21 protein-coding genes and 1 pseudogene are annotated in these 23,038 nt (G+C 73.9%); 13 read left to right on the top strand and 9 right to left on the bottom strand.

Features of this window, described 5'->3' with window-relative positions; translation table 11 throughout:
* The first annotated feature begins 9 nt into the window (after positions 1 to 9).
* Entirely contained in the window at positions 10 to 465 is a 456-nt protein-coding gene (locus tag O7628_RS10310) for a GatB/YqeY domain-containing protein (RefSeq protein ID WP_074472220.1), read from the top strand.
* 119 nt (positions 466 to 584) lie between these two features.
* On the opposite strand, the gene O7628_RS10305 is transcribed toward O7628_RS10310, so the two are convergent.
* On the bottom strand, positions 585 to 3,041 hold the full coding sequence (locus tag O7628_RS10305) for a transglycosylase domain-containing protein (RefSeq protein ID WP_278129901.1): 2,457 nt from the start codon (positions 3,039 to 3,041) through the stop codon (positions 585 to 587).
* A gap of 396 nt (positions 3,042 to 3,437) precedes the next feature.
* On the opposite strand from O7628_RS10305, the gene O7628_RS10300 reads away from it, so the two are divergent.
* A complete protein-coding gene (locus O7628_RS10300; protein WP_074472222.1) occupies positions 3,438 to 3,755 on the top strand; it encodes a WhiB family transcriptional regulator in 318 nt (105 codons plus the stop codon).
* Positions 3,756 to 3,796: 41 nt separating this feature from the next.
* On the opposite strand, the gene O7628_RS10295 is transcribed toward O7628_RS10300, so the two are convergent.
* From O7628_RS10295 to O7628_RS10285, 3 genes are read right to left on the bottom strand one after another with little or no spacing between them, the layout of a single operon-like run.
* Positions 3,797 to 4,948 carry an ArsA-related P-loop ATPase gene (locus O7628_RS10295; protein ID WP_278129899.1) on the bottom strand — a complete coding sequence of 384 codons (1,152 nt, stop codon included), beginning with the start codon at positions 4,946 to 4,948 and terminating at the stop codon, positions 3,797 to 3,799.
* A gap of 54 nt (positions 4,949 to 5,002) precedes the next feature.
* The gene (locus O7628_RS10290; RefSeq protein ID WP_278129898.1) at positions 5,003 to 5,980 is read right to left on the bottom strand and encodes an ArsA-related P-loop ATPase; all 978 of its coding nucleotides are present in this window, start codon (positions 5,978 to 5,980) and stop codon (positions 5,003 to 5,005) included.
* A 47-nt stretch (positions 5,981 to 6,027) separates the two neighbouring features.
* Complete coding sequence (locus O7628_RS10285) at positions 6,028 to 6,729, bottom strand: hypothetical protein (RefSeq protein ID WP_278129897.1); 702 nt, start codon at positions 6,727 to 6,729, stop codon at positions 6,028 to 6,030.
* Positions 6,730 to 7,089: 360 nt separating this feature from the next.
* Between O7628_RS10285 and O7628_RS10280 the strand changes: the two genes are divergently transcribed.
* From O7628_RS10280 to O7628_RS10250, 7 genes are all read left to right on the top strand, one after another.
* Positions 7,090 to 7,578, top strand: a complete 489-nt coding sequence (locus tag O7628_RS10280; protein ID WP_278129895.1) for a hypothetical protein — start codon at positions 7,090 to 7,092, stop codon at positions 7,576 to 7,578.
* 44 nt (positions 7,579 to 7,622) lie between these two features.
* Entirely contained in the window at positions 7,623 to 7,778 is a 156-nt protein-coding gene (locus tag O7628_RS10275) for a DUF4177 domain-containing protein (protein ID WP_141723594.1), read from the top strand.
* A gap of 5 nt (positions 7,779 to 7,783) precedes the next feature.
* Complete coding sequence (locus O7628_RS10270; protein WP_278136278.1) at positions 7,784 to 8,245, top strand: RidA family protein; 462 nt, start codon at positions 7,784 to 7,786, stop codon at positions 8,243 to 8,245.
* A 140-nt stretch (positions 8,246 to 8,385) separates the two neighbouring features.
* Complete coding sequence (locus tag O7628_RS10265) at positions 8,386 to 9,198, top strand: MBL fold metallo-hydrolase (protein ID WP_278129892.1); 813 nt, start codon at positions 8,386 to 8,388, stop codon at positions 9,196 to 9,198.
* The gene (locus O7628_RS10260) at positions 9,195 to 12,776 is read left to right on the top strand and encodes an adenylate/guanylate cyclase domain-containing protein (RefSeq protein WP_278129890.1); all 3,582 of its coding nucleotides are present in this window, start codon (positions 9,195 to 9,197) and stop codon (positions 12,774 to 12,776) included. Before O7628_RS10265 ends, O7628_RS10260 begins: the two co-directional genes overlap by 4 nt.
* Positions 12,777 to 12,954: 178 nt before the next feature.
* Positions 12,955 to 13,470: a hypothetical protein gene (locus tag O7628_RS10255; protein ID WP_278129888.1), complete on the top strand. Its 516-nt coding sequence runs from the start codon at positions 12,955 to 12,957 to the stop codon at positions 13,468 to 13,470.
* A 30-nt stretch (positions 13,471 to 13,500) separates the two neighbouring features.
* Positions 13,501 to 15,123, top strand: a complete 1,623-nt coding sequence (locus O7628_RS10250; RefSeq protein ID WP_278129886.1) for a serine/threonine-protein kinase — start codon at positions 13,501 to 13,503, stop codon at positions 15,121 to 15,123.
* On the opposite strand, the gene O7628_RS10245 is transcribed toward O7628_RS10250, so the two are convergent.
* Entirely contained in the window at positions 15,110 to 15,460 is a 351-nt protein-coding gene (locus O7628_RS10245) for a hypothetical protein (protein WP_278129884.1), read from the bottom strand. The two genes, O7628_RS10250 and O7628_RS10245, sit on opposite strands and share 14 nt — an antisense overlap.
* A 297-nt stretch (positions 15,461 to 15,757) precedes the next feature.
* On the opposite strand from O7628_RS10245, the gene O7628_RS10240 reads away from it, so the two are divergent.
* From O7628_RS10240 to O7628_RS10230, 3 genes are all read left to right on the top strand, one after another.
* Entirely contained in the window at positions 15,758 to 17,572 is a 1,815-nt protein-coding gene (locus O7628_RS10240) for an alpha/beta hydrolase (RefSeq protein ID WP_278129882.1), read from the top strand.
* Between the two features lie 130 nt (positions 17,573 to 17,702).
* Positions 17,703 to 18,644: a transporter substrate-binding domain-containing protein gene (locus O7628_RS10235; protein WP_074472233.1), complete on the top strand. Its 942-nt coding sequence runs from the start codon at positions 17,703 to 17,705 to the stop codon at positions 18,642 to 18,644.
* Positions 18,641 to 19,729, top strand: coding sequence for a hypothetical protein (locus O7628_RS10230; RefSeq protein ID WP_278129879.1), 1,089 nt, complete (start codon positions 18,641 to 18,643; stop codon positions 19,727 to 19,729). Before O7628_RS10235 ends, O7628_RS10230 begins: the two co-directional genes overlap by 4 nt.
* Here the strand turns inward: O7628_RS10230 and O7628_RS10225 are convergent.
* Positions 19,719 to 20,429, bottom strand: coding sequence for a hypothetical protein (locus O7628_RS10225; RefSeq protein ID WP_278129878.1), 711 nt, complete (start codon positions 20,427 to 20,429; stop codon positions 19,719 to 19,721). The genes O7628_RS10230 and O7628_RS10225 overlap by 11 nt on opposite strands.
* 883 nt (positions 20,430 to 21,312) lie before the next feature.
* Here O7628_RS10225 and O7628_RS10220 point away from each other — a divergent pair.
* Positions 21,313 to 21,393 (top strand): annotated as a pseudogene (locus tag O7628_RS10220) (MBL fold metallo-hydrolase); the annotation flags it as partial.
* A gap of 182 nt (positions 21,394 to 21,575) precedes the next feature.
* Here the strand turns inward: O7628_RS10220 and O7628_RS10215 are convergent.
* The 3 genes from O7628_RS10215 to O7628_RS10205 form a co-directional block, all read right to left on the bottom strand.
* Complete coding sequence (locus tag O7628_RS10215; protein WP_278129877.1) at positions 21,576 to 22,250, bottom strand: hypothetical protein; 675 nt, start codon at positions 22,248 to 22,250, stop codon at positions 21,576 to 21,578.
* Positions 22,251 to 22,335: 85 nt separating this feature from the next.
* On the bottom strand, positions 22,336 to 22,629 hold the full coding sequence (locus O7628_RS10210) for a hypothetical protein (RefSeq protein WP_278136277.1): 294 nt from the start codon (positions 22,627 to 22,629) through the stop codon (positions 22,336 to 22,338).
* 74 nt (positions 22,630 to 22,703) lie between these two features.
* The gene (locus O7628_RS10205) at positions 22,704 to 22,889 is read right to left on the bottom strand and encodes a hypothetical protein (RefSeq protein ID WP_278129876.1); all 186 of its coding nucleotides are present in this window, start codon (positions 22,887 to 22,889) and stop codon (positions 22,704 to 22,706) included.
* Positions 22,890 to 23,038 lie beyond the last annotated feature (149 nt).

Here is a 23,038-nt window from a genome sequence, read left to right as displayed (position 1 = left end):
TCACCGGTCATGAGCACGCTGAAGGACCGCCTCACCGCCGACATGCGCGCCGCCCTGAAGGCGCGCGACGAGCTGACCACCTCCACCCTGCGGATGGCCCTGGCTGCCGTCGGCACGGCCGAGGTCGCCGGCAAGGCCAAGCGCGAGCTCACCGACGACGAGGTGCTCGCGGTGCTGACCAAGGAGGCGAAGAAGCGGCGCGAGGCCGCGACCGCCTTCGCGGACGCCGGGCGCGCCGAGCAGGCCGCGAAGGAGAGCGCCGAGGGCGAGGTGCTGGACCGGTACCTGCCGAAGCAGCTCTCCGACGACGAGCTGGCCGAGCTGGTCGCGGGGGCGCTCGCCGCCGGCGGGTTCACCGGCAAGGCGCAGATGGGCCCGGCGATGAAGGCGGCCCAGGCCGCAGTGGCCGGCCGGGCCGAGGGGGGCCGGGTGGCCGCCGAGGTACGCCGCCAGCTCGGACTCTGACCCCGGGTGCCGGCCCGCGCGGTGCGCGGGCTGCCCGGCAGGTGGACCGACGAGAACGGGCGGGCACCCCCGGTGAGGGGTGCCCGCCCGTCGTCACGCGGGATGCGGGTGCGGCCCGGTCAGCCGTTGCGACCCGGTCGGCCGCCCTGGCCGGGGGTGTTGCCCGGGCCGCCGGGCCCGCCGCCGGTGCCGCCGCCGTTGTCCGGCGGGTTGGCGGGGGTGCCGCTGCCGCTGCTGACCTCGATGACGACCACGCCGCCCTTGATGGTGCGCCCGTTCGGGCTGCTGCCGGCGGCCTGGCCGGCCGCGCAGCTCGACGGCACCCTGGCCGAGGAGACCACCGGGTCGAAGCCGGCGCCCCGCAGCCGGTCCTTCGCGGTCTCGACGTCCACGCACTTCACGTCGGGGATCGAACGCTGGTCACCCTCCATGATCTTGCCACTGGGCGGGGTGAACTCGATGCCCTTCTTGCCCTTCATGGCGTCGCGCAGCGTCTCGTACACCGGGGGGTTGATGCCCGTCGGGGTGTCGTGGCCCATCTGCTGGTTGGTCTGCGGCCAGTCCGGGTCGGCCATGATGCCGGCGACCGAGTACTGCTTGGTCATCGCGACCAGCGAGGAGGTCTTCTCCGAGTCGGTGGTGCCGGACTTGCCGGCCACCGGCTTGCCGACGATGCCCCGAACGTTGCCGGCGGTGGCGCCGGTGCACCGGGAGGTGGACGACCGGTCGCCGACCGGGCAGCGGGCCGCGTCCACGGCCGCGCGGGCGACCTGGGTGCTGATCCGCTGCTCGCAGCGCGGGTTGGCGACGTCGAGCTTCTTGCCGTCCGGGCCCTTGATCTCCTGCACCGGGATCGGCTCGCAGTATTTACCGTCGGCCGCGAGGGTCGCGTACGCGTTGGCCAGGTCCAGCGGGGTGGTGGCCGACACGCCGAGGGTGAACGCACCCCACTGGTGCGCCGCCTCCTTGTTGTTGGCGAAGTCCGCGTCCTCGCTCGATCGGAACTCGATGCCCAGCTTCTGCGCCGCCTTGACCACGTTCTCCGCGCCGACCTGCTGCTGGAGCGGGACGAAGAAGGTGTTCACCGAGCGGCCGAACGCGCTCCACATGTTGTGCACGCCGGCCATCGACTCGACGGAGTTGGTCGGGCAGTAGTAGGGGCCCTGGCAGGCTGCCGGGCTGCTGGGGCTGATGATGTATTCCGACTTGAACTGCTTCGGCGAGTTGATCGTGTAGCTGAGCGGGATGCCCTTCTCCAGCGCGGCCACGATCGTGAAGATCTTGAACGTCGAGCCGGCCTGGTATCCCTTGATGTCGCCGCCGCCGGAGAGCAGCGGGTTCACCGTGTTGGGGTAGTTGCCCCGGATGCCCTTGCTGCGCTTCTTCGGGTCGCTGTTCAGCTTGTTCTGCGGCTTCTTCGGGTCGTCGATCTTGAAGTTGCGGTTCACCGAGAGCGCGCGGACCCGGCCGGTGCCCGGCTCGACGACCGCGACCATCCGGGCCGCCTTGCTGTTGACGCCCAGGTTCTTGCGGACCGCCTTGTCGGCGCCGTTCTGCGCCTGCGCGTCGAGGCTGGTGACGATCGTGTAGCCGCCGCTCTTGAGCCGCCGCTCCCGGTCGTACGAGGTCGAGCCGAACGTCTCCTGCTGCATCCACCAGCGGTAGAAGTAGTCGCAGAAGAAGCCCCACTCCTTCTTGTTGGTGGCGACGCAGCCGTTCGGGGTGGTCTTGTCCTTGATCACCATCTTGGTGGCCTTGGCCGCGTCACCCTCCTGCTGGGTGATCGCGCCAATCTTGATCATGTTGTCGATCACGTAGTTGCGCCGGTCCAGGGCGAGCGGGTACCCGGTCTTGGTGGTCGGGTCGTTCGTGCTCGGGGCCTTCACCATGCCGGCGAGCATGGCCGCTTCCTCGATCTTGAGCTTGCTCGGCGGCTTGCCGAAGTAGACCTGGCTGGCCGCGTAGACCCCGTACGCGCCGTTGCCGAAGGAGGCGAGGTTCAGGTAGCGGGTGAGGATCTCGTCCTTGGAGAACTCCTTGTCGACCTGGAGGGCCAGCCGCATCTCCCGCAGCTTGCGGGCGCTGGTGTCCTCGGTCGCCGCGACGACGTCGGCCGGGTGGGTGGCCGAGTAGGCGATGGCCAGCCGGACGTACTGCATCGTCAGCGTCGACGCGCCCTGCTGGGAGTTCGCGCCGGACTGGTTGTTGACGAACGCCCGGGCGACGCCGTTGAGGTCGACGCCGTTGTGCTTGTAGAAGTCGTGATCCTCGGCGGCGATGATCGCCTTCTGCATGTACGGCGAGATGTCGGCGAACTTCACGTCGCGCCGGTTCTCGTCGTACATGGTCGCGAGCGGCGTCTTGCCGTCGGACGCGAGCAGGTAGCTGATCTGCGGCGCGCGGCCCACCGTCAGCTCCTTGGGCAGCGCCCCGAAGGTCTCCGCGCCGGCCTTCGCGGCCAGACCGGACATCGCCACCGCGGGGAAGGCCGCCGCCGCGACCACCACGCCGGCCAGCAGGCCACAGACGAGCAGCGATGCGGCGTTGGTCAGCACATTATGGTCACGTTTCCGCATCCAGGTCACCTCGACAGGGTACGCGAGTAGGGAACGAGGGGCGCTGGGGCGTCTTTTCCCCATTTCCTGCGCGCGCCGACCTCGTTGTGCTAAACGCACGAGCCCTGGTGCGGGGTTGCGCTGATCCGCCACGAGTCTCCACCGATCGGAGGAGCGGCGCAGCGTTTTCACGTACTGCGGCGGGGTAGACGGGGGCCGAAGGCCCGGTAAGCCGGGAGTGTCCGTAATGATGGATTTTGCCGACAACGTTGCGTAATCGTCCAACTACAGAGCATGATGGTTGCGGCGACAGTCGCAGTCGTCCGTGCCGCCCTGGGGAGGCCGGCCGGACGACCGGGGGGATTCGACGGCTGGTCGCGCGAAGTCGGTAGGTACTGCAAGGGGGGACGTGTACACATGGGCATGATCACTGACTGGCCGTCACTGGCGGCGTGTCAGAACGGGGACCCGGACGCGCTGTTCGTACAAGGCGCTGAACAGAACGTGGCGAAGCGGATCTGCCGGAGCTGCCCAGTTCGGTACGAGTGCCTGGCCGACGCGCTCGACAACCGGATCGAGTTCGGGGTCTGGGGCGGCATGACCGAGCGGGAACGCCGGGCCCTGCTGCGCCGGCACCCCCAGGTCGCGAGCTGGCGCAAGATGTTCGAGGCGGCCATGAAGAAGAACGCGAAGGACAGGTCCGGCAAGGACAAGGTCCTCGTCCCGACCGGCTGACGGCCGGTCGACAGGTCAGGGCCGGCCGATCGCGGGCCGGCTCACGGCCGGCTGACCGCCGCGCCGATCGTCCGCAGCCCGTCGACGTCGTGCACGTCGGCGGGCTGCGCCGTCACCGACACCGTCGGCACCTGCGGGAACGCCTCGGTGAACCGGGCCGCCACCCGCTGCTCGCGCTGCGCCTGCTGGACCAGCGCGGCGTGCGCCCGCAGCACGTCGACCGTGCCGTCGTGCCCGCCGGCCTCGGCCAGACGCTGCGCGGCGGCAAGACACGCCTCGGCGTCCAGCGCCGGCACCGTCGGCGTGTGCACCCGGTTGAGCACCAGCCCGGCCAGCGGCATCCGCTCGGAGCGCAGCCGGCCGGCGAAGTAGGCCGCCTCCCGGACCGCGTCCGGCTCCGGGGCCGCGACCAGCAGGAAGGCCGTCTCCCGCGCCTGGAGGATCCGGTACGTCTGCTCGGCCCGCTGCCGGAAGCCGCCGAACATCGAGTCCAGCGCCGCCACGAAGCCGGACAGGTCGGTGAGCAGCTGCGCGCCGAGCACCTTCTGCACCACCTTCGAGAACATCCCGAAGCTCGCGGTGACGAGGCTGAACATGCTGCGCCCCCCGCTGCGCGCCGGGGCCAGCAGCAGCCGCAGCATCCGGCCGTCGAGGAACCGGGAGAGCCGGGCCGGGGCGTCCAGGAAGTCCAGCGCCGAGCGGGACGGCGGGGTGTCCACCACGATCAGGTCCCACTCGCCCCGGGCGTGCAACTGGCCCAGCTTCTCCATCGCCATGTATTCCTGCGTGCCGGCGAACGTCGAGCTCATCGCCTGGTAGAACGGGTTGGCGAAGATCTCCTGCGCCTTCGCCGGGTCGGTGTGCTGGAGCACCACGTCGTCGAACGTGCGCTTCATGTCCAGCATCATGGCGTGCAGCTCGCCGCCGCTGGCCTCGACGTCGATGCCCTTGACCTGGCGGGGCGTGTTGTCCAGCTCGGTCAGGCCCAGCGACTGGGCCAGCCGGCGGGCCGGGTCGATGGTGAGCACCACCGTGCGCCGGCCGTGCTGCTCGGCGGCGCGCAACGCGAGCGCGGCGGCGGTGGTCGTCTTGCCCACCCCGCCCGCCCCGCAGCACACCACGATCCGCACGCCGGGGTCGGCGAGGATCTGGTCGACGTCCAGCTGCGGCGCCGCGGCTTCGGAAGGCACCAATCGAGCGTATCGGGCTGTGCGCGGTCTCCGCGCCGTGCCGGCCGCCAGTGTGAGTCAATCGGCCCGCACGAGCACCCGCGACAGCTCCGCCAGCCCCGCCCGGTCCACCCCGTCGGGCAGCAGCGGCAGCTCGGTCAGGGGCAGGCCCAGCTCGGCGAGGTCGCCGCGCAACGAGTCCTCCAGGTCCCGGCGGATCCGCTGGTCCCGGGCCTCGGCGGCGAGCCCGGCGACGGTGTCCCGGTCGGCCGGCAGCTCGGCGGCGGCCAGGCCGCGCCGCAGCTCGGCGGCGGTCACCGGCCGGCCGGCGGGCAGCGGCGGACGGGCGGCGTTGACGATCACCCGTCCCACCGGGAAGCCGAGCTGGGTGAGCTCGGCGACGGCGTCCATCGTCTCCTGGACCGGCATTTCCTCCAGCAGCGTCACCACGTGCACCGCGGTCATCGGGGAGCGCAGCAGCGCGGCGACCCCCTCGCTCTGGGTCTTGATCGGGCCGACCTTGGCCAGCCGGGCCGTCTCCGCCGTGACGTTGAGGAACCGGCCGATCCGCCCGGTCGGCGGCGCGTCCAGCACCACCGCGTCGTACGCCCGGCGTTGCCCGGCCTTGCGGGTCGTCGCCTCCTTGACCTTGCCGGTGAGCAGCACGTCCCGCAGGCCGGGGGCGATGGTGGTGGCGAAGTCGATCGCGCCGAGCTTGCGCAGCGCCCGGCCGGCCGCGCCGAGCTTGTAGAACATGTCGAGGTATTCCAGCAGGGCCTCCTCGGCGTCCACCGCGAGGGCCCGCACCTCCCCGCCGCCCGGCGCGTCGGTGAGGTGGCGCTCGGCGTACGGCAGCGGGTCGGTGCCGAAGAGCTGGGCGATGCCCTGCCGCCCCTCGACCTCGACCAGCAGGGTGCGCCGGCCGTCGGCGGCCAGCGCCAGGGCCAGGGCCGCCGCCACGCTGGTCTTGCCGGTGCCACCCTTGCCGGTCACCACGTTCAGGCGCGCCGGCCACTGCGTGGAGGCCGGGTCGGCCGGCCGCTCAGCTGCTCGCACCCGTCGAGCCTATCCACCCGGCCGGCGTCGTCGGTCGGGTCGCCCCGTCAGGCGATCTCGCAGACCCACCAGCCGGTCTTCTGCACGACGGTGAAGCGGAGATCCTGGTCGGCGACCTTCTCGTCGGACGTCGTCATGGTCACCCTCGTGGTGACGGTGGCCCGGTCGCCGGTCTGGTTGTCCACCTTCGGGCCGGTCCACCGGAACCGGGCGTCGGAGTACTGCTCGGCGTATCGCTTCAGCTCCGCGACCTTGGCGGTGATCTTGCGGTCGTCGCGGGCGGCGGCGCAGACGTAGCCGGCCGCCTTGCGGGCGTCCCGTTCCCGGTAGACGGCGGTGAGGAAGTTCTCCACGGCGACCGTCGGCTCCGTCGCGCCCTCGCCGTTCTCCGTGCTGCGCAGGGTGAAGAACGCGGCGGCGCCGCCACCACCACAGAGCAGCAGCGCCAGGACCGCCACGAGCGAGGCGACGAGCACGCCCCGCCGCTGCTTCGGCGCGCCCGGTGCGTGGTAGGGCGGGTAGCCCGGCGGGGGCGGCGGGATCGCGCCGGCCCCCGGCCCCGCCGGGCCGCCGAAGGGGCCGGGCTGGGCCGCCGGGGAGCCGAACGGCGCGGGCCCGGCCGGGGAGCCGAACGGGCCGGCGCCCGGCGGCGCGGGGGAGACCGGCCCGCCCGGTGGGCCGGGCGTGTGGTCGCCGGAGGGCGGACCGCTGGGCGATCCGGTGGCGCCGCCGTGGGGCGGTTGGGTCATGTCTTTCCCCCGGGGGTGCGGCGCGTCGTCGTCCCGGTGGGACGCGAGCACTGGTCGAGCGAAGGCAGGTTGCGGAGGCGGCCGGGCTTGCGTGGCCCGTCCGACGGAAGGGTAGCGGTGAACCCGACCCAGGGTGGGGCCCCGGGCGGCCTGATGGACACGCCGATCACGGAAGTGCGTGCGACGCCATCCGGTACCGGACCGCGATCTGTCGCATATGTGACTTTCGGTGCCCGGTCATGCGCGCCCGGTTGTCCCTGTCCGAAAACGGCCCTACGTTCGTGCCCACGCGGGGGGCGGATCGGCGGTTGGTCCGAGCCGATGGTGACGACGTGATCAGGTGCGAGGCCCGGAGGCAGAATGCGCGACACCGACAACATCTCCCGAGCCCAGTTCCCGCCGCAGACCGGTTGCGCCCGGCGCGCCGGGGCCGGCTCCTCCGGCGAGGAGGGACCGGTCACCGGCCTGCCGTTCAACGAGCGTTCCTACCGCCGGCTCACCGACCCGGGGGAGATGCTGCGCACGCTGAGCCGGCCCGCCGAGCGCCCGCGCGACGAGGAGGAGACCGGCTACGTCATCCACCTGCCGATCCGGGTGGCCGACCTGGCGACGGCCACCGCGCTCGCCGGCCGCGTGGCGGTCTCGCTCGGCTTCCTGCCCGAGCTGGACGCCGGGGAGACCACCGTCTCGACGGCCGACGACCAGAACAACCGGCACCGGGTCTTCTGCGACCTGCTGCTGGCGGACCGGTCGCGCTGCCCCCAGCGGTACGACCACGAGGGCCCCTGCGGCGAGCCGCCGGCCGCCCCGGAGCAGCGTCCCGCGCCGGGCGGTCCCGCCGGATCGTAGGCTGGGGCCGACACAGTCGCCGCCTCCTAGGGAGCCCCGCACCGATGCAGAAGTGGGAATACTCGACCGTCCCGCTGCTGGTCCACGCGACCAAGCAGATCCTCGACACCTGGGGCGAGGACGGCTGGGAACTCGTCTCCGTGGTCCCCGGTCCCAACCCGGAGCAGCTCGTGGCGTACCTCAAGCGGCCGAAGGCGTGAGCGGGGTGGGCAACGGGCCGCACGCGAAGCTCGCCGAGCTCGGGCTGACCCTGCCCGACGTGGTGCCCCCGGTGGCCAGCTACGTGCCGGCCGTGCAGTCCGGGCAGCACGTCTTCGTCTCCGGGCAGCTCCCGATGGCCGACGGCAAGCTGCTGGCCACCGGCAAGGTCGGCGCGGGGGTCTCCGCCGAGCAGGCCAAGGACCTGGCGCAGCGGTGCGCGCTGAACGGCCTCGCCGCCGTCGACGCGCTGGTCGGCCTGGAGAACGTGGTCAAGGTCGTCAAGGTGACCGGCTTCGTGGCCAGCGCGCCCGGCTTCACCGGCCAGCCCGGCGTGATCAACGGCGCGTCCGACCTGTTCGGCGCGGTCTTCGGCGAGGCTGGCCGGCACGCCCGCTCCGCAGTGGGCGTCTCGGAACTCCCCCTGGACGCCCCGGTAGAGGTCGAACTGATCGTCGAGATCGCCTAACCCACCCCTCACCCCCACCCCCACCCCCACCCCCGCGATCTTGCACTTCGGGCCCGGGCGAAAGCCGCGTACGGGCACGAAAACCGGGCCACAAGTGCAAGATCGCGGGGAGTGGTGGGGGGAGTCGTACGATCGCTGGCATGACCGGGCACATCACGGCGGCTGTGGCCGCGCTGGCTGACGAGCTGCCGGGATGGGTGACCCTGCTGCGGGCGCCGAACCCGGGGCCGATGACCCTCGACGGCACCAACACATGGGTGCTGCGGGCCGGGCCCGGCGCGCCCGCCCTGGTCGTCGACCCGGGGCCCGCCGACGACGGGCACCTGGCCGCGATCGCCGCCCACGCCCCCGTCGCCACCGTGCTGATCACCCACGGGCACCCCGACCACACCGAGGGCTCGCCCCGGCTGCGCGAGCTGCTCGGCGGGGCGCCCGTGCGGGCCGTCGACCCCGCGCACAGCCACGGCGGTCCGCCGCTGACCGCCGGCGAGGTCCTGCCCGCCGCCGGTCTCACCGTGCGGGCGCTGCCCGCCCCCGGGCACACCGGCGACTCCGTCTGCTTCCTCGTCGAGCACGGCGACGAGCGGGTCGTGCTCACCGGCGACACCATCCTCGGGCGGGGCACCACCGTCGTCGCCCACCCCGACGGGCAGCTCGGGGCATACCTCGACAGCCTGGAGCTGCTCTCGACGTACCGGGGGATCCCGGCGCTGCCCGGCCACGGCCCGGCGCTGGCCGACTGCGGCGCCGCCGCCGAGTTCTACCTCGCCCACCGCCGCGCCCGGCTCGACCAGGTGCGGCAGGCGGTCGCCGAGGGCGCGCGGACCGCCCCCGAGGTGGTGGCCCGGGTGTACGCGGACGTCGACCGGTCGCTGTGGTGGGCGGCCGAGTGGTCGGTCCGCGCGCAGCTGGACTACCTGGGGGTGCCCCCCGAACCGGCGGACCGGTCGTGACCTGCCCCGTCTGCGGGACGGTCGCCGTGCCGGGGGCCCGGTTCTGCCACAACTGCGGAGCCGCGCTGCCGGCCGCCGCCACGCTGCCCGCCGCCGAACGGCGGGTCGTCACCGTGCTCTTCGGCGACCTGTCCGACTTCACCTCCTGGTCGGAGGACCTCGACCCGGAACGCGTCGGCGCCGTCACCGACCGGGTGCTCGCCGCCCTCGCCGGGGCCGTGAAGACGTTCGGCGGGCACGTCGACAAGCTCACCGGCGACGGGATCATGGCCGTCTTCGGCGCGCCCGTCGCCCACGAGGACGACGCCGAGCGGGCCGTCCGCGCCGCCCTGTCCATGCAGCGGGCGGTGCGCCGGGTGCTCGACGACGAGCGGGGCGGCGGCGCGCCGCTCGGCCTGCGCGTGGGCCTGAACACCGGCGACGTGATCGCCGGCATCCAGGCGGCCATCGAATACACCGTCATCGGCGACACCGTCAACACCGCCGCCCGGCTCGCCGACGCCGCCGCCGTCGGCGCCGTCTACGCCGGGGCCCGCACCTCCGCCGCCACCCGGCACGTGGCGTCCTGGCGGGCGCTGCGCCCGCTGCGGCTCAAGGGCAAGCGGGAACCCGTCGAGGCGTACGAGCTGCTCGGCCTCCTCGACGCCCCCGGCACCCGCTCCGGCCTCGGCGACGAGGCCCCGTTCGTCGGCCGGGAGACCGAGATCGGCCGGGTCGCCGGCCGGCTCGCCGAGGTCATCGACCGGGGCGAGCCCCGGGTGCTGCTGATGACCGCCGAGGCCGGCATCGGCAAGTCCCGGTTCGCCGCCGAGGTCGAACGCCTCGCCGCCGGCTACGACGTCGGGGCCGGCCGGTACGCCGCGCACACCGGCGCGCGGGTGCTGTCCGTGCGCTGCGCCGCGTTCGGCGAACGCCGCCGGCTCGCGCCCCTGGCCGACCTGGTCCGCGCCGCCGTCGGCCTGCCCAACGACACGGCCACCGCGCTGACCCGCCCCGCCGTCGAGGAGCGGCTGCGCCGGCTCAACCAGCGCCTCGGCCGGCTCGGCGACGACGCCCCGCCGGTCGCCGCCGACCAGCTGCTGGCCCTGCTCGGCTACGCCGACCTGCCCGCCGGCAACCCGGCCGACCAGGGCGAGTGGGGCGGCGGCACCCAGCAGCCCGCCGACGCCGACGCCGTGCCCAACGCGGTCGCCGACCTGCTCAGCGCCCTGGCCGCCGAGGCGCCGCTGGTGGTGCTCGTCGACGACCTGCACGACGCCACCACCGAGACGATCCGCGCCCTCGGGGTCGCCCTGTCCCGCATCGCCGGCCCGGTGCTGGTGCTGCTGCTCGGCCGCCCCGAGCTGGTCCGCACCGCCGGCGCGCTGACCCGGGTCGCCGACGCCGAGGTGCACGCCCTGCCCCCGCTGCGCGGCGCCGACGCGGCCCGGCTGCTCACCAGCTACCTCGGCGGCGGGAAGCTGCCGCAGCCCGACGCCGACCGGCTGCTCGCCACCGCCCAGGGCAACCCGTTCTACCTCGCCGAGCTGGTCACCCTGCTCATGGAGCGGGGCGCGCTGACCGCCGTGGCTGACCGGTCCGCCCCGGCCAACTCCGGCTGGCGGCTCGCCCCCGGCTCGTTGGGCAGCCGGCTGCTCTCCCGCGACCTCGCCGCCGTGCTCGCCGCGCGCATCGACGCGCTGCCGCCGGACGCCCGGTCGGTGCTGCGCGACGCCGCCGTCGTCGGCGACACCGTGCCCGACGGCGCGCTGGAGGCGCTGCGCGAGCAGCGCGCCGGGCGGGACGGCCGACCGGCCGCCGTGGTCGCCGTCGAGCTGGACCGGGCCGTCGAGGAGCTGCTGCAACGCCGGATGCTGCACCGCACCCGCACCGGGTACGCGTTCGCCACCCCGCTGATGCGGGAGGCCGCCTACTCCGGGGTGAGCAAGGCCGAGCTGGCCGAGCGGCACGCGGCGCTGGCCCGGTGGGCCGCCCCCGACGGGCCGGCCGCGCCGGGCGGGTTCACCGACACCGCCCGCGACGCGTTCGTCGCCGAGCACGTCGAGCGGGCCGCCGCGCTCGCCGACGCCGTCAAGCTGCGCCCGGACGCGCCGGCCCGCACCGTCGCGCCGCTGGGCGTGGCCGCGCTGGGCCGGGCCGCCCGCCGGTCCCTACAGGCCGGGGAGCCGGCCGCCGCCGTCGAGTACGCCGAACGCGCCGCCGAGCTGGCCCGCGACGGGCTGCCCGCCGCCGACCGGGTGGTGCACGCCCGCGCGCTGCTCCAGGTCGGCCGGCCCGGGGACGCGCTCGCCTACGCCGAGAAGATCGCCGCCAACGCCGGGGACGACGCGGGCACCCGGGCCAGCGCCCTGCTGCTCGCCGGGCAGGCCCACCAGACCCTCGGCGACCAGGGCCGGGCCGTGGCCTCCTGGCAGGAGGCGTTGCAGGTGGCCGGCGTCGGCGGGCTGCCCAACCTGCGGGCCTCGGCGATGCGCCGGCTCGGCATGGCCGACTTCATCGCCGGCCGGCTCGGCCAGGCCAGCAGCCGGCTCGCCGCGTCCTACCAGGTCAGCCTCACGGCGCAGGACCGGCGGGGGCAGGCGTGGTCGTTGCAGAACCTGGCCTGGGTCACCACCACCCGCGGCGACTTCGCCGGCACCGACGCGGTGCTGAGCCGGGCCGCCCGCCTGTTCGCCGAGCTGAAGGACCCGTACGGGCGGGCCTGGCTGCGCGGCACCACGGCGTTCGCCCGGCTGCTCGCCGGCCGGCTGCGCGAGGCACGCCGGCTGGCGCGGGTCTTCCTGCCGTTCGGGGAGCGGGTCGGCGAGGCGTGGGCCGTCGGCACGCTGCGCGCCGTCGAGGCGTTCGCCGGGGCGGAGCTGGGCGAGCTGGGCGAGGCCGACGGGGCGGCCCGCCGGGCGTACCGGGACTTCGCCGAGGTCTCCGACGACTGGGGGCGGGGCTTCGCCCTGGTGGCGCGGGGGGTGGTCGCCCGGGGGCTGGGCGAGCCGGAGCACGCCGCCGACCTGCTCGCCGACGCCATGTCGTACGCCGAGCGGACCTCGCACCCGCTGCTCACCGGGATGGCCGGCACGCTGCGCGGCTTCGTGGCGCTGGACCTGGGCGACTGCGAGACCGCCGAACGGTCGGCGCGGGCGGTGCTGACCACCGTCGAGCCGCACAACCCGCAGGCCCCCGCCCAGGTGGGCCCCCGGGTGCTGCTGGCCACCGCACGGCTCGCCGCCGGCGACCCGGCGACCGCCGTGGGGCTGCTCGCCCCGGTGGCCACCGCCGCCGCGAACACGCCCTCGCTGCTCTTCTCCCGCCAGCAGACCATGGCCCGGTACGCTTCCGCGCTGCTCGCCCACGGCCAGCTCGACCAGGCGCTCGACTGGGCACACCGGGCCCTGGCCGTCCCCGCCGAGGACGTGCGCAGCCAGGTGGTCGCGGCGAGCGTGCTGGCCGAGGCGCTGGCCGCCTGCGGGCGTCCCGCCGAGGCGCTGGCCAGGGCCGAGGAGGCGGTGCGCCTGGCGTACGCGACGGAGCAGCGCAGCGAGCGGCTCGCGGCCGACGCGCTGCGCGTGCGCCTGCGGGGGTAAGGAGGGGCCCCTTGTTAACGCCTACGGTAGAGAGGGGTCCCCTACTCACCGGTCAGCGGTGGGCGCGCTGAGGCGATCCTGTCGGTTCCGCCGATGCGGGTGTCGGCGGCAGCGGCTACGGTGACACTCGATGAGGCGGTCCACTGTGGGGCCGTCGTGCCCGTCCCCGGGAGGCGTGATGAGGCTGCCCCGTTCCAGTGCCGGCTGGACGATCGCGGTCTTCGGCGTCCTGGCGCTGGTGATGGGCGCGCTCGGGCTGCTCTGGCCGGAGGCACAGCTGCGCATGCTCGGCTTCGAGGTGCCGCAGAGCCGGTCCGCCGGGGACTACACCGGCACGTTCCTGACGGCGTCGGCCATGGCGTCGTTCAACATGGGGGTCTACTACCTGCTCGCCACGGCGACCGAGTGGCGGGCCTTCTACCGGTTCACGGTCGTCTTCCGGCTGGTCACCTTCGCCGTCTTCACCATCGTGGTGCTCGCCGACGTCGCGCCGGACCGGTTCTTCGGGGTGGCGCTCTGGGAGGGGCTGGGCGCGGTCGCCACCGCCGTGGCCCTGCGCCGGGACGCCCGCCGCGCCGCCCCCGCTCCGGGCGCGGTGCAGCCCGCGCGGCAGGCGTCGGCGGTGGCGGAGAGCGGGCGTCCGGCACCCGCGTCGGCGGGCGGCGGCTCCCGGTCTGCGGGCGCGGACCGCTGAGTCACCGGACCGGTTAGGTATTTTCGAGCAGTGACCGACACCCCGCCCGGCGCCCTGCGGCTGCCCATCGTGCCTGGTCTGACCGATCTGGAGGTATTTGCCCGGGGCGGCTACGCGACCGTCTACCGGGCCACCCAGATCTCCGTCGGGCGGGAGGTCGCGGTCAAGGTCGAGAACCGCACCCTGGACAACGAGCGGGACCAGGCCCGCTTCCTGCGTGAGGCGCGGGCCGCCGGGAGGATGTCGTCGCACCCGCACGTGGTGGACCTCTTCGACGTCGGCGTCACCGTCGACCGGCACCCCTACCTGATCATGGAGCTCTGCGACGGGTCCTACGCCGAGCGGATGCGCACCTCGCCCCTGGGCCCGGCGGAGACCCGCGACCTCGGCGTGAAGATCGCCGACGCGCTCGCCCACTCGCACGCCAACGGCGTGCTGCACCGCGACGTCAAGCCGGCGAACATCCTGTACTCGCACTTCAACCCGGCGGTGCTGGCCGACTTCGGGCTCGCCGTGCTGGGCGAGGTGCGCGACCCGACGGTGACCCTGGAGGTGCTCACCCCGGCCTACGCGCCGCCGGAGATGTTCAACCACAGCCCGCCGTCGCCGGCCGTCGACGTCTACTCGCTCTGCGCCACCCTCTACGCCGTCATGTTCGGCCGCCCGCCGCGCTGGCAGTCCGAGCGCAGCCCCAGCCTGGTCACCGTGCTGGAGATGTTCCACCAGCCGATCCCCGGGCTGCCCGGGGTGCCGGAGGAACTGGTCGACGTGCTGCGGTTCGGCATGTCGAACGACCCGGGGGCCCGCCCGTCCGCCATCGAGCTGCGCGGCCTGCTCGCCGCCCTGCCGCTCGACCCGGTCAGCGCGCCCGTCAGCGGCGCCCCGATCTCCGGCGGCCCCACGTCCGGCGGCCCGACCGGCACCACCACCGGCAGCCCGTCCACGTCCGGGAGCCTCTACGGCACCAGCCAGCCCGGCGTCACCGGGGGCCCGTCCACCTCAGGCGGCCTCTACGGCACCGGCCAGCCGTCCCGTCCCGTCCCGCGCCCCCCGGTGACGCACGACCACCCCACCGAGCCCGTGACGCCCGGGCGTCGGTGGCGGCGGCGCTGGTTCCTCGGCGGCGCGGGGGCGCTCGCGCTGGCCGCCTCGGCGAGCGCCGGGGCCTGGGTCGCCGGGAGCGCGCCCGCCACGCCGACGCCCACCCCCGTCGTCACGGTGGGCGGCACGACGACGGCCAGCAGGTGGGGGGCGCTGCCGGGCTGCGTATCCGGGTCGGCGGGCCCGGCCGAGCTGCCGGCGGGCGCGCGGTGCGTCGCCGAGTTGCAGTGCTACGGGCCGATGCGGGTGCGCGGCACCCGGGCGGACGCGCCCCGACTGCCCTGCGACGGCCGGCACACCTGGGAGGCCTACGCCGAGGGGGAGCTGCCGGCCGCCCTGGTCGACGCCGCGCACGACGAGGTGGCCGCCGACCCGCAGGTGCGTCAGGTGTGCAGTCCGGTGACGTTCCGGCTGACCAGCGGGATCGCGTACACCAGCGGTTGGCGGCTGGAGGTGCTGCCGCCGGCGGCGGACGGCCCGGACCGCACGTTCCGGTGCCTGGCCGGGCGCGGCGTCGACGGGTTGTACGAGCCGACCCTCACCGGTCGCTGAACCCGCTCGCGCCCTGCCGGCGTTCCCGCATGGCCCGCAGGTCGCGGCTGTCCAGCGCCTCCAGGGTGTCGGCGTCGACGTCGCTGAGCCGGGCGGCGGGTTGCCCCGGCCACTGCGCCGGTTCGTCGCCCCCGCGTTCGCGGGCCTCCTCGCGGCGGTGCCGCCCCTCCGTCACCGACACCCCGGCGATCATCACGAACAGGACGCAGAGCAGGGCGAGCACCACCGCCACGATGCTGCGCGGCTGCCACCAGACCAGCGCCACCAGCAGGGCGACCGCCGCCAGCGACGCGGCGACCGCCACGACGGGCACATCGGGCCGAAGGATTCGGGTCACCCGTCAAGGATGGCGGAGCCGACCGCCCTGTCAACCGTCGGCCCCGGTCACCGCCCCCGCGCGGGTGTCCACCCGGCCGGGTCGCCGGGTCGTCGCCCGTCCGCCCGGCCCGGCCCGCCCGCGCTCCCCAGTGGACGGGTGAAGCCGCAGCGTCGAAGTGGCAAAATTCGTTACATCAGTCGGAGAAATGACTTTTTCCCAGGCATTTTGCGGGCGCTGGTCGTGGGCCCGGGTCCCTAGAGTGACGAGAGTCGGGGTTGCCCCGACACGTTCTGTAGCCCACCGGAAGGCAGCCGAATGCCCCGAACAACCCGGTCTCTCGCCGCAGCAGGAATCGCGGGGATCGTCCTCGCCGGAACGGCCGTCGCGCCGGCCGGCGCGGCACCGCCCGCCGCCGGCTTCGGTCGTCCGGCCACCTCGGACCGGACCGACCCCGTCGAGGCCAGGCGCGTCGACAGCGTGCCGACGCCGAAGCTCGACTGGTACGCCTGCTACGGCACCGCCGAGTGCGCGACCGTGCGGCTCCCGCTCGACTACGACAAGCCGAAGGGCGCCACCACCGAGGTGGCGGTGCTGCGGGTCAAGGCGCGCGACCAGAAGAACCGGATCGGCAGCCTCTTCGTCAACCCGGGCGGCCCCGGCGGCTCCGGCACCGACCTGGCCCTCGCCGCGCCGTACTTCCTCGGCGACGACCTGCTCGACCGGTTCGACATCGTCGGCGTCGACCCGCGCGGCGTCGCGGCCAGCGAGAACGTCAGGTGCTTCCCGTCGGTCAAGGAGCAGACCAAGGCGTACGCCGGGCTGAACGTGGCCTTCCCGTGGACGAAGGCCGAGGAGCAGGCGTACGTCGCCTCGTCGAAGGCGATCGGCAGGGCGTGCTCCGGCACCGGCAAGCCGCTCACCGGCGCGATGTCGACGGCCGAGGTGGCCCGGGACATGGAGGTGCTGCGCCGGGCCGTCGGCGACCCGAAGCTGAGCTACCTCGGCTTCAGCTACGGCACCGCCCTCGGGCAGTACTACGCCAACATGTTCCCCGACCGGGTCCGCGCGATCGTCGTCGACGGCGTGCTCGACCCGAACGCGTGGGTGGGGCGGGGCAAGGCCCGCAACCAGCTCCAGGAGAGCCGGCTGGCCAGCGCCGACGGCGCGTACACGGCGCTGCGGGAGATCCTGAGGCGCTGCGCCTCCGCCGGCCCGCAGACCTGCGCGCTCGCCGCCGGTGACCCCGTCGCCGCCGTCGAGACCGTGGCGACGCGGCTGCGCAGGAAGCCCCTGGTGTTCGACGACCCGGAGACCGGGGAGACGTACACGGTCAGCTACGCCGACTACGTCGGCGCGATGCTGAACGACCTCTACGCCCCGTACGGCTACGACGACATCGTCGGGATGACCGCCGACCTGCTGGTGCTCACCGACCCGACGGCGGCCCCGGCGGCCCGCCGCGCCCAGGCCCGCACGGCGCTCGCCCGCCGCGCCGCCACCGCCGCCACCCGGCAGGCCCGCCGCGGGTACGACTTCCCGTACGACAACAGCCTGGAGACCTTCCTCGGGGTGGACTGCACCGACGCGTACCACCCGAAGGACGCCGGCTCGTGGCCGGCGCTGGCCGCGAAGCAGGACGCGCGGGCGCCCTACTTCGGCCGGATCTGGGCCTGGGCCACCGCGCCGTGCGCCCGCGGCACCTGGACGGTGCGGGACGAGGATGCCTACTCCGGGCCGTTCGACAGGCGCACCAGCGCCCCGGTGCTGGTGGTCGGCAACTACTGGGACCCGGCGACCAACTACCGGGGCGCGGTCGCCTCGGCGGCGCTGCTGCCGAACAGCCGCCTGCTCAGCAGCGACAACTGGGGCCACACCGCGTACGGCACCTCGGCGTGCGCGACGGGCGCCATCGAGGCGTACCTGATCGACGGGACGCTGCCGGCCGAGGGCAAGGTCTGCGTCGGCGACGTCCAGCCCTTCGCCGAGCCGGCCGCCGGTGCGGCCGACACCCGGGTCACCGCGACGAAGGACGACCTGGCCCGGCGGGCCGCGCCGGCCCGCGGCGAGCCGAAGCGGCTGCCCCCGGTGGTCGCCCCGCTGCCGGCGGTCGGCACGCTGACCGTCCGCTGAGGACACCCGGGGGCACGGCGGGCGATCGGGCGTCCGCCGTACCCCCGGGCCGTCGGATCACCGACCACGGGAATGGATCCGTTTGGCTACTGTCGGTGTCCCGCAGTTGCACGGGTCAGCGAGGTCGCCGATGAACCAGTTCCTCCCCCGTTCCCGGGTCCGCTCCGTCGCCACCACCCTGGCGGTCGCACTGACCCTGGTGCTCGCGGCTGCCGCCGGCTGCGACAGCCGGCAGGAGCCCCGGATCCCGTCCGTCAACGACAAGCTGCGCGAGACGCACATCTACGGCCAGCCGACGATCAAAATCGGCGTCTCCACGACCGGCCCGCTGATGGGCGAACTGCGCGACGGCGCCTACACCGGGTTCGACATCGAGATCGCCCGGTACGTCGCCGCCCAGCTCGGCTACGCGGGCGACCACCGGATCGAGTGGGTGCCGGTGTCCACCGAGGACCGGATCCCCGCCCTCCAGGGCGGGTTGGTCGACCTGGTGGTCTCCACCTTCTCGATGACCGAGGAGCGCGCGAAGCTGGTCAGCTTCGCCGGCCCGTACCTGGTGACCACCCAGGAGGCGATGGTCCCCAACCGGCTCCGGGACAACATCCGCACCATCGAGGACCTGCGCGACCCCCGCTACAAGGTGTGCACCAGCGGCGGCTCGACCACCGAGGCCGAGCTGGGCAGGCACCAGATCCGGGTGTTCGTGGTCAAGGAGGTCGGCGACTGCGTCGAGGGCATCCTCGCGGGGCGGTACGACGCGGTCAGCTCCGACGAGACCATCCTCGCCGGGTTCCTCTCCCGGCACCCGAAGGACTTCACGATCGTCGACATGCCCTTCGGCACCAGCGAACAGATCGGCGTCGGGGTGCCGATCAGCGACCCGGCGCTGCGCGACCTCGTCGCGTTCTTCCTCGACAAGAGCTACCAGCAGGGGCGCAGCGGGCAGACCAGCCCCTGGCTCACCGCGTACCACCGGACCCTCGGGCCGTGGCTGCGGCAGCCGAAGACCCAGCCGCCGACGCTGGACGTCCCGGAGCTGGTCGACTTCGACGACAAGGTCCGCCCCTCATGACCGCACCGGTCGCCGCCGCAGGCGACGACGCGCCCGCCCCCGCCCCCGCCTCGGTCCCTGCCCCCGTCTCCGGTTCCGCCCCCGGTTCGGGTTCCGGTTCGGCCTCCGGTGCCGGCGCGGCCGAGCGTCGGGCGCGCGCCAGCCAGTCGTTCTGGGCCGTCGTGGTGGCCGTGCCCGCCGTCTTCTCCGTGCTGCGGCTCGGCGTGGAGGCCGGCGGCGAACTCCAGACCACCCTGCTGCTGGTCGCCAACGTCGGGCCGGTCAACCTGCTCGCCGGGTTCCTCACCACGGCCGCCCGGCTGCTCGCCACCGGGCTGGTCGCGGTGTTCGCCCTCGGCGCGGTGCTCGGCGTCAGCGTCGACCGGCTCCCCGGGCACCGCCGTCCGCTCTTCGCCCGCTGGGCGGACCTCACCCCGACCTGGTTCGTGCTGACCAGCTTCCTGCTCGCCCTGACCACCTGGCAGATCCTCTACCTGCCGCTGCTGCTGCCCGCGTTCGCCGCGGCGTTCCAGCTCCGGCCCGAGCGGCTGCACGAACTGGTCGTGGCGCGGGTGCTCATCGTCGCGGCCCTGCTCGGCGGCTGGCTGTTCCTGCTCGCGCCGACCCTGCTCGACGCCTGGCGGCAGGGCGAGACGCTGGTCGTGGCGCTGTTCGTGGTGCCGCCGGTGCTCGCGCTCGCCATCGCCGGCCCGCTGCCCGGCGCGGTGATCCGGCCGCTGGCCTCCATCACCCAGGCCGCCGTGCTGGCCATGCTGGTCTGGGCGGCGCTGCCGGTGATCAGCACGCCGGTGCTGCCGCTGACCGTCACCACCGTGCAGACCGCGCCCGACACCACGGAGGACGTGCGCGGGCACGTCGTCGTCGTGGACGACGTGAGCATGGTGCTGCTCCAGGAGCACGGCGGCGTCCGGTACGTGCCGATCGACCAGGTGACGGCGCAGGTGCTCTGCCCGAGCGAGGGCGAGCTGCCCCGGCACCGGCTGCGGGTGCGCGACTTCCACGTGGAGGACTCGCTGCTGGAGGCGCTGGGGCGGCGGGTCCGCCCGGTGCACCGCATCGACGCCGCCTGCCGGGTCACCGGCTGACCTGTCTCCCCCGGAGCAGGTGGACGTGCTCGGCGGCGTCGGTCAGTTCGGCGACGACCTCCGGGCTGCCCGAGGTGCCCACGGCTGTCCACAGCACGTCGACCGGCGTCGGTCCGGCCAGCCAACGTCGCATCGACTCCTCCGCGCCGTCGGGCAGGGAACCGCCGGACGACCAGCTCCCGATGACCTCGGCCAGGTGCCGGGCCGGGCCGTCGCCCGGCCCGTCGGCGAACCCGGCCAGGTAGGGCCCGACGTCGACCCCCAGCTCCGCGACCGCCGTCAGCAGGTCCCAGGCGGGCGTGACGGACGGGAACGCGGCGAGGGTCAGCCGCCACCAGACGCGGGCGAACTGCTCGACGGCGTCCCGCTCCCCGGCCGGCCACGCCAGCCACTGCTCGCCGACCCGGCGCGTCACGGCGTCCGGCCAGAGCCAGTGCTCCATCTCCCCGGTGGCGTACGCCTCCAGCAGGCGGGGCACCAGGTGCGGCAGCTCCGTCCCGTCCCCCCAGGTGCCCGGGTTCATCAGGTACGTGCCGAGTTGGTCCGGCGTCAGCTCCCGCAGCGGCGTACGCGCGAAGAGCGCCACGTCGGCCGGGTCGACACAGTGCTCGCAGGCGGTCATGTCGGGTGGCAGCGGGCGGTGGGCGAAGGCGGCGTACAGCCGTTCCACCGCCTGCGCGAACTCGCGGTAGTCCCGCACGCCCCCAGTATGCCGGCCGAGGCCACGCCACTGCGGACCCCTGGACTCGCCGGGCACCGATCACGGTGCGTGATAGCTGCGCGGCCCGGGTCCGCTGCGCGGTTGATCTGACTCTTCGTCGCGGCCCTTCGACCTCGCCAGACGCCTCCCGTCCCCTTTGCTCTGCACCCCTATCCGCAACACCTGCCCTGAGCTGGTCGTACTTGCGGACGGGTATGCGGGGAGGTGTGGCGGCGGGTTACGCTGGGTGATTCGTTGCGTATGTGGGTGCAGAGCAAAGGGGTTCGCCGGGGTGGTGGCGTCGGGTGAGATGGTTGCGCTGCGTCACGCCTCGGTGATGGAGGGGTCCGTCGCCAGTGTCGAAAATGGTCGCGGGGGGTTGTGGAGAATGCGCGCAGCGTAGGCATGCTGGGCGTTCCGGTTCGCGACGGCCGGGTAGCCGGCCGCCCTGCCACCGAGGAGTCCTCATGCTTCTGCGTCGCACCATCGGGTTGATCGTCACGGGCGGCCTCGCCGCCGCCGCGCTCCTGGCCCCGACCACGCCGGCGGTCGCGGCCGTGACCTCCGGCGCGGTCTTCAACAACCCGACGGTGGCCAGTGAGCAGTACGCCATCGTCGAGCACGTGCAGCGGCTGATCCAGGGTGCCGCCTCCGGGTCCATGATCCGGGTGGCGATGTACCACTTCACGCTCACGCGGGTGTCGAACGACCTGTCGGCCGCGTACGACCGGGGGGTTAACGTGCGGGTCGTGGTCGACAGCCAGTCCCGCTCCTACCCGGCGGTGACGGGCCTGCATCGGCAACCTGAACACGCCGATCATGCACAACGACGCACCCCCGGGATCCGGCTGACCGGGTTACATTCCGATCATGGCGGAATAGGGTCTACCCGGGTCATGGGCGGGACGCCACGCTGGGCGCGGAACGGCCGTCGCTGGAGGAGTGGCGCACCCGCGGCTGGTGACGTCAGCTCTCACCTCCACTCCGGAGTTTGTTGCAAGGCCGTGTTTGCCGTGCTGCCAAACACGCGATCTCAGCAAACACGAGGTTCCACCCGCCTCGTCCCGTCGGCAGGCCCGGCGGATCTTGGTGCGAGAGCGCCCCCGGAGGGGCCCTCCCGTACCAAGATGGCGAGCGGAACTCGGGTCAGCAGGCCTGGCGCTGGCCCGTGTAGTGGACGCCGGCCCGGCCGATCACGGTCTCGTCGCCGAGGCCGGTGTTCGCGCCGCGCGCGATGTAGCACGAGTACCGGTGCTGGTTGATCACCTCAAGGTGCACGTGGGCGCCGCTGTCGCCGTTGACCTGGTAGCAACTGGAGTAGCGGAACCGGCCGGTCTCGCCGAGCTTGGTCCACGGCCCCACCGTCGCGCCCACGGCGATGCCGCCGGGTTTGTTGTTGACGTGCATGACGTCCGCACGGGCGAGGATCTGGCCGGTCGTGGTGTCCCGCGCCTCCAGCCCGATGCGGTAGCCGCCGTCGGCGAGGTTGCCGGTGGCGCAGCCCGGCCGGACGGTGACGACCGTGACGGTGACCGGGTGGCCGGACGCGGTCTTGGAGCCGAAGGGGGAGACGATGGTGCCGCCGGGGTTGCGGTAGATGTCCACCGCCCAGTCGTTGTTGTAGCCCCAGTTGCCGAAGACGATGTGGTGGGACGCGGGGCCGGATTGCCCGAAGCGGTCCCAGGTCGAGGAGCCCTGGATCGGCGGGTAGACGCTGACCCAGTCGCCGTCGGGGTGGGCGCTGGCGGCGGCGGCCGGCGCGACGGCGGCACCGAGCGCGAGGACGACGGCTGCTGCCGTACGGGCGAACCTGAGGTGCATCGTTCCTCCGGGGTCTCCTGGTGAGGCGGGGCAGCGCCTGTCCGGCAACCGGTGGGCGGCAACGGACCGGCGATGCCCAGGGATGCTATACCTGTCGATCTATCGATTTCTTGCCCTGTCGCGCGCGGGCGGCCGGTCGGGGCGGCGTCGGGCGGCGCGCCGGGCGGGTCGCTGGCACGGGCGTCGCCCGCACGATCAACCCCGCAGGTTGTACGAAGATGGAGCGCTGCGCCACGGCCTCGCCCCTGGCGTCGAGCTGGTAGCCGTGCAGCCAGATCCAGCCGTGGTAGGTGATCCAGTCCTCGCGGACCTTGATCAGCCGGAAGAAGATCGGCTGGACGAACTGTGGGCTCGCCGCCCGGGTCACGTGGAGCACCATCCCCGCCCGGAACTCGGTCACGCCGGCCGCCTGGAGGGTGGGCTCTGGCGTGTGGGCGGCGGGGCCGGGCGCGTTCACCCGCGTTCACCCGGCCAGTGGCAGCGCTTCACGGGGACCTTGTGCCGCTGCCGGCAGGGCAGCTCGTCGCCGCACCTGCAGACGTACCGCCATCTGATCCAGGACCAGACCGGCCGGTGCCGGCGGGCGAGGGTCGCCGCGACGGCGGCGAGGTACTGGCCGTAGCTGATGCGTCTGCGCATCCCTGCCTCCTCCGGGTGCGGGGACGTGGCGGCCGGGCCACGCACGGTCATCCGACCGCCACATCCTGTGCTCATGATTTCCGGATGGAGGCTCGATTAGCAACATTACGTTTCGGATGAACGATGGCGGTGCTTTCATTCTGATAGGC

Origin of the sequence: Micromonospora sp. WMMD956, assembly GCF_029626125.1 — a bacterium.
Lineage (GTDB): Bacteria > Actinomycetota > Actinomycetes > Mycobacteriales > Micromonosporaceae > Micromonospora > Micromonospora carbonacea.
Note: the sequence above shows the minus strand (reverse complement) of the source record. Positions and strands in the feature narration are given on the sequence as shown.

Excerpts from the sequence above, each read along its gene's own strand:
- O7628_RS10310 (WP_074472220.1), top strand. The coding sequence starts at position 10 with ATGAGCACGCTGAAGGACCGCCTCACCGCCGACATGCGCGCCGCCCTG.
- O7628_RS10280 (WP_278129895.1), top strand. The coding sequence starts at position 7,090 with ATGCGCGACACCGACAACATCTCCCGAGCCCAGTTCCCGCCGCAGACC.
- O7628_RS10305 (WP_278129901.1), bottom strand. The coding sequence starts at position 3,041 with ATGCGGAAACGTGACCATAATGTGCTGACCAACGCCGCATCGCTGCTC.
- O7628_RS10230 (WP_278129879.1), top strand. The coding sequence starts at position 18,641 with ATGACCGCACCGGTCGCCGCCGCAGGCGACGACGCGCCCGCCCCCGCC.
- O7628_RS10285 (WP_278129897.1), bottom strand. The coding sequence starts at position 6,729 with ATGACCCAACCGCCCCACGGCGGCGCCACCGGATCGCCCAGCGGTCCG.
- O7628_RS10255 (WP_278129888.1), top strand. The coding sequence starts at position 12,955 with ATGAGGCTGCCCCGTTCCAGTGCCGGCTGGACGATCGCGGTCTTCGGC.
- O7628_RS10240 (WP_278129882.1), top strand. The coding sequence starts at position 15,758 with ATGCCCCGAACAACCCGGTCTCTCGCCGCAGCAGGAATCGCGGGGATC.
- O7628_RS10215 (WP_278129877.1), bottom strand. The coding sequence starts at position 22,250 with ATGCACCTCAGGTTCGCCCGTACGGCAGCAGCCGTCGTCCTCGCGCTC.
- O7628_RS10265 (WP_278129892.1), top strand. The coding sequence starts at position 8,386 with ATGACCGGGCACATCACGGCGGCTGTGGCCGCGCTGGCTGACGAGCTG.
- O7628_RS10235 (WP_074472233.1), top strand. The coding sequence starts at position 17,703 with ATGAACCAGTTCCTCCCCCGTTCCCGGGTCCGCTCCGTCGCCACCACC.
- O7628_RS10205 (WP_278129876.1), bottom strand. The coding sequence starts at position 22,889 with ATGCGCAGACGCATCAGCTACGGCCAGTACCTCGCCGCCGTCGCGGCG.
- O7628_RS10210 (WP_278136277.1), bottom strand. The coding sequence starts at position 22,629 with ATGGTGCTCCACGTGACCCGGGCGGCGAGCCCACAGTTCGTCCAGCCG.
- O7628_RS10300 (WP_074472222.1), top strand. The coding sequence starts at position 3,438 with ATGGGCATGATCACTGACTGGCCGTCACTGGCGGCGTGTCAGAACGGG.
- O7628_RS10275 (WP_141723594.1), top strand. The coding sequence starts at position 7,623 with ATGCAGAAGTGGGAATACTCGACCGTCCCGCTGCTGGTCCACGCGACC.